Genomic DNA, 5,625 nt, shown 5'->3' with positions numbered 1-5,625 from the left:
AGAGCCCGACTCAGAAGCCCTCTGCAGGGCTTCTGTCTTCCAAAGGAAGAAGGCTCTGGCTCTTCGTCATGCAGTACTGGTGACACAAAGGCCAATCCCGTAACGCTGACTTTATAAGTATTGCCCGCAAGGGCAATCCACAACCCTCGGGCCCGGAGGGCCCGTCAAACCTCCGAACCCTTGGGCTGTAGGCCCATCAATCTTAAGAACCTTTTCCTTCTGTACCCTTTGAACCCATGTCAAAAGGGAGCTTTGCAAAAATGATTACATTTTTGCAAAGCTCCCTTTTATCTTACAATCCCTTCTGTTCGATACCACTCACCAGGTATCCCAGGTGGGCGGTGCTGTTCAGGGTGACCAGGCGCCAGGTGCCTTTGTCGCATTCCAGTACGTTAATGCAGGCGTTATCCTGCTTGATCTGCCAGAAGTGGCTCATGTCAAGGCCCAGGAGGTCGCAGATGATGGCTTTGTTCACGGCGTCGTGGGCGGCCACGAGTACCGTTTCACCGTCATATTTCTCCGCGTATTCGTCGAAGGCTTCCCGTGCCCTTTTCCGCACGTCGTTGAGGTTTTCTCCTTCCGGCATCTGTACCATTTCGGGATGGCTGTGCCAGAGGTGGAATTCTTCGGGGTAGCGGGCTTCGATTTCATCGGCGTGGATGCCTTCCCAGAGGCCGTGGGAGATTTCGGTGAGCCGCGGATCCTTTGCCACGGTGAGGTGATGGTAGTCCGCCGCCATGCGGCAGGTTTCGTAGGAGCGGGAGAGGGGAGAGGAAATGGCCCGGTCAATGGGCACGTCTTTCAGCGCCAGCGCCGCTTTCCTGCCCTGCGCTTTGCCCCTTTCGGAAAGGGGGGTGTCTTCCTGACCCTGGTAGCGGCCTTCGATGTTCCAGGTGGTTTCTCCATGGCGGAGAAGGATAATCCGTATCATAGGTGCTCCTTAGTGTTCGCAGTGAACAACTTTGACATCGTGAATGCCTTCGATGTTCATGAGGGCGGGAATGAGGGCGGAGGGGATGTCCTTGTCCACGGCCACCACCATGACATTGGTGCCTTCTTCCTGTCCGGCTCCTACCTGCATGCCGTTGATATTGATATGTTCGCGGCCCAGGACGGAGGCTACCTGGCCGATCATGCCGGGCTTGTCTTCATGGGGCGCAATGATGATGCAGCCCTTCGGTTCGATGTCCACCCGGAAGTGGTCGATGGATACGATTTTTGCTTCCTTCCGGTCAAAGAGGGAGCCGGTGATGCGGTGGCTGCCTTTGTCGGTGTCCACGGTGAGGGAGATAGTATTGGTGAAATAATGGCCCTTCTTGGCTTTTACTTCCCTTACGTCCATATGCCGTTCTTCAGCAATGCCCCGGGCATTGACGAAGTTGACGGTCTGCTGGAGAACCGGGGCAAGGAGGCCCTTCAGTACGGCAGTGGTGAGGGGCGCCGTTTCTGTTTCTGCCAGTTCACCGGTGTATTCTACGTTGACCGTATTGATACGACCGCCGGCCAGGTCGATGGCAATGTTGCCCATCCGTTCGCAGAGGTCGAAGTAGGGCTGGATGACATGGAGGGTGGCTTTGGTAATGGGGGAAGCGTTGACCGCGGTGGCTACCGGTTCACCGTGTAGGGCCTGCATGACGCCTACGGCTACGTCGGTGGCAACGCCGGCCTGGGCTTCTTTGGTGGAGGCGCCAAGGTGAGGGGTCAGGGCTACATTGGTCATGCCCAGGAAGGGGTTTTCTTCCGGTTTCAGTGGTTCATTGGGCCATACGTCGATGCCGGCGCCGGCTACTTTGCCGCTCTTCAGGGCTTCCGCCAGGGCCTGGATGTCCACTACGGCGCCGCGGGATGCATTGACGATACGGACGCCGTCCTTCATTTTTTCGATTTCCTTTTTGCCAATCATGCCGCGGGTTTCATCGGTGAGGGGTGTATGGAGGGTGATGTAGTCTGATTCCTTCAAAAGGGTGTCCAGGTCCACCAGCTCTACTCCCAGCTGTTTGCCTCTTTCCAGTGGAATGTAGGGGTCATAGCCGATGGTCTTCATGTTGAAAGCCTGAAGGCGTTTGGCCACATTGGAGCCTACGCGGCCTACGCCGATAATGCCTACGGTTTTGTTCAGAAGCTGGATGCCGGTGAAGCTCTTCCGGTCCCAGCGGCCTTCCATAATGGACTGGTGGGCCTGGGGGATATGGCGGGTCATGGACAGCATGAGGGCAATGGTGTGCTCGCAGGCTGCAATGGTATTGGATTCCGGCGTATTCACTACAGTGATGCCCTTCTGGGTGGCTTCTTTGATATCGATGCCGTCGATGCCGACGCCGGCGCGGCCGATGACCTTCAGGTTCTTTGCTGCGTCGATGACCTTCTTCGTTACCTTTGTCTGGCTTCTGGTGATGATGGCGTCATAGTCGCCGATGACTTTGCAGAGCTCATCTTCCTTCATATTGGGCTGGATATCTACGATAAATTCCTTTTCAAGGATTTCCTTGGCTTCCTTGGCTACGTCGGCGGTAATGAAAATTCTGAACATAATGATTTCCTCCTGTGAAATAAAATTTTATCCGTTGGTTCTTTCGTATTCCTTCATAAACTGGGCCAGCGCTTCCGCTGCTTCCGGCGTTACCGCATTGTAGAGGGACACCCGGAGGCCTCCCACCAGACGGTGTCCTTTGACGCCGATGAAATCATTGGCTTTCGCCTTTTCCACGAAATCCTTCTCCATGGCTTCATTGGCCAGGTTGAAGGTAATGTTCATGCGGCTCCGGGCTTCCTTTTCCGCATGGCCTTTGTAGAAACCGTGACTGCCGTCGATGACGTCATAAATGAAGGCTGCCTTTACCTTGTTTCTTTCTTCAATGGCCTTAAGGCCGCCCATGTTTTTAATCCAGTGGAGCATGCGGTTCAGGGTGTAGATGCAGAAAACCGGCGGCGTATTATAGGTGGAATCCTTCTTCACGAAGGTATTGTACTGCAGGAATTCCGGAATGTCCGTGCGGGCCGTTTCCAGAAGGCTCTTCCTGATGATGGCAAGGGCCACACCGGCGGCGCCCAGGTTTTTCTGGATGCCTGCCCAGATCATGTCGAACCGGTTGAAATCGATGTCTCTGGAAAGAATATCGGAGGACATGTCGCAGATGAGGGGTACCTTTACCTCCGGGAATTTCCAGTATTCCGTGCCGTAAATGGTATTGTTGGCGCAGATGTAGAGGTAATCCGTATCCGGTTTGATGTCATAGGTGTCGGGAATGTAGGAGTAATTTTTGTCTTTGGCGGAATTGGCATCGTAGGTTTCTCCGAAGAAGGCAGCCGTATTTCTGGCCTTGTGGGCCCATACGCCGGTGTCCGCATAGGCGGCCCGGGTGTGAAGGAAATTGTATCCTGTCATAAGGAACTGCATGGTGCCGCCGCCCTGGACGAATACGATTTCATAATCCGGAGTCAGGTGCATGAGCTGGCGAAGCAGATCCTTCGTCTCATCCAGCATATTCTGGAACTCTTTGGACCGATGGCTGATTTCCGTAATACCCATGCCCGTATTTTTGAAATCGGTGAGGTCGTCCTTCATGGCCTCCAGCACCTCCAGGGGCATAGGGGAAGGACCGGCATTGAAATTAAATACTCTTTTCATCATAAACCTCCAAATAACACAAAAAGAGAAGACGTCCCATGGGACGAGCTTCTCTTTTCTCGCGGTGCCACCCAATTTAGCCAAGGCAAAAGGAAGAGCAGGTATAAAAAAACGCTCTCCATCCTCTAAGGGACGAGAGCACCCGCGATACCACCCAAATTGCCGAAAGGCCATCTTTGACAGGCTGTAACGGGCCTACCCGAAAGATTCTTCATCCATGTCTCCGAAGTGGAAAGATAATCATCCTTTGGCAGCTCGCACCGGCCGCTGCCTCTCTGAAAAAGTCTCATTACCCCTTCTTCATCATCGCCTGTTTCGTATGGCTGAATTATAGCGCCGTCCCTTTCAATTTGTCAAGAAGAAAATTTGGGGGAATATGGGACCGCATTGTGGTCCGAGTTCAAAAGAATCAGAAGGTTCAAAGGTTGGTGGGGGGATGCTATCCGCTGTCGGCTTACCGCTTACTGCATGGCTGTATTCCCGAAAGAAATGATAGACGGGCTAGACATCAGACTTCTGACTTCTGACTTTCCGGCCCCTGCTTTACGGGCCAAGGGGAAGGTGAATAGAGTGAGCCTGTGCCGCCGAAAGGCAGTATATAAAACTTCATTGCCCGCAGGGCAATCCGCAACCCTCAGCCCCGTAGGAGCTGTCAAACATCCGAACCCTCCGGCCATAGGCCGGTCAATCTTAAGAACCTTCATCTCTGCGCCCTCTTTAACCATGCCGTCAATCGTGCTATAATACATCTATGCATGCAACCATGCGAAATAATGATACTATGCAGAATCCATATAGGAGAAGGGAAAAGTTTCGAAAGAGAAAATTTCCCTGCAGGTAGAAAAGGAGTGTGGAATTCTTATGTCAATCAAAACTAGAAAAATCGGTATTATCGGCGCAGGCAACGTAGGCTCCCATCTGGCCCTCCAGTTTGCGGTACAGGGACTGGCGGACGAAGTGGTTTTCTATGATACCAATATGGACAAAGCCATCGGCGAATCACTGGATCTTCTGGATGCAGTGAGCTACCAGCCCCATCATTTTGAAGCCTATGCAGGCACTATGGATGATATGAAGGACGCAGACATCCTGATTAACGCCTCCGGCAGACCCCGGCAGAAGGGACAGAACCGGCTTGATATGATGGACGGCGCCATTGCTACAAGCAAGGAATTCCTGCCGCTCATTGAGAAATCCGGATTTGACGGCATTATCATTTCCATTTCCAACCCCTGCGACATTATCGCCGAATACCTGCAGTACAAACTGGACTGGCCGAAGAAGAAAATCATCGGCTCCGGCACCGCTCTTGACTCCGCCCGCCTGCAGATGCAGCTGTCTACCCAGCTCAAGGTGAACCGCCGCTCCCTTACCGCCTATCTTCTGGGCGAACACGGCGACTCCAGCATGATTCCCTGGAGCCATGTGAAAGTGGCAGGCAAGCCCATCGACGAACTGCTGAAGGAAAAGCCGGACATTTACCACATGGACCCCAAGGAAGAAATCCTGAAAAAAGTTCATGATGAAGGAAATATTGAAAACGCCAAGAAAGGCTGCACCGAATTCGGCGTATCCTCCGCCACCGCCGAACTGGTACGGGCCATTTACCACGACGAACACAAAATCCTTCCCTGCTCCGTCTACCTGGACGGCGAATACGGCATTCATGACAGTTTCGCCTCCGTACCGGTGAAAGTAGGCAAAGACGGGGTAGAAGACATCATCGAACTCCACCTTACGGAAGAAGAAAATAAAGAGCTCCAGCACTCCATCAAGATTCTGAAAGAACACTTCGAAAGAGCGCTTACACTGTGATAATTCAAAGAAAAGGGTACCCCCAGGGGTGCCCTTTTTGAATGGGAGAGTGTGGCGTCCTTATGTGAAAGGGCTGTGCAAAAATGTAAATCATTTCTTCACAGCCCCCTTTGTATATCAGCTGCCACAGGCAGCTGACCCCTTCCGGCTCGCTGCGCTCGCCACCCACCCCTGAAACAGGG

The 5,625-nt window shown here is 53.0% G+C and carries 4 protein-coding genes; 1 reads left to right on the top strand and 3 read right to left on the bottom strand.

From position 1 onward, the window contains the following. Positions 1–292 precede the first annotated feature (292 nt). Genes Q0482_RS06215 through serC form a run of 3 tightly spaced genes read right to left on the bottom strand, consistent with a single transcriptional unit; the run spans position 293 to position 3,631 of the window. Positions 293–931 (bottom strand): histidine phosphatase family protein, encoded by a 639-nt coding sequence (locus Q0482_RS06215; protein WP_299144752.1) that lies wholly within the window; start codon positions 929–931, stop codon positions 293–295. Between the two features lie 9 nt (positions 932–940). Next, a complete protein-coding gene (gene serA, locus Q0482_RS06210) occupies positions 941–2,530 on the bottom strand; it encodes a phosphoglycerate dehydrogenase (protein ID WP_299144750.1) in 1,590 nt (529 codons plus the stop codon). A 27-nt stretch (positions 2,531–2,557) separates the two neighbouring features. Continuing rightward, on the bottom strand, positions 2,558–3,631 hold the full coding sequence (gene serC, locus Q0482_RS06205; RefSeq protein WP_307973512.1) for a 3-phosphoserine/phosphohydroxythreonine transaminase: 1,074 nt from the start codon (positions 3,629–3,631) through the stop codon (positions 2,558–2,560). An 858-nt stretch (positions 3,632–4,489) separates the two neighbouring features. Between serC and Q0482_RS06200 the strand changes: the two genes are divergently transcribed. Beyond that, on the top strand, positions 4,490–5,443 hold the full coding sequence (locus tag Q0482_RS06200) for an L-lactate dehydrogenase (RefSeq protein ID WP_299144748.1): 954 nt from the start codon (positions 4,490–4,492) through the stop codon (positions 5,441–5,443). The last annotated feature ends 182 nt before the right edge of the window (positions 5,444–5,625 follow it).

The organism is uncultured Dialister sp., assembly GCF_937959425.1.
Taxonomy (GTDB): Bacteria; Bacillota; Negativicutes; order Veillonellales; family Dialisteraceae; genus Dialister.
Note: the sequence above shows the minus strand (reverse complement) of the source record. Positions and strands in the feature narration are given on the sequence as shown.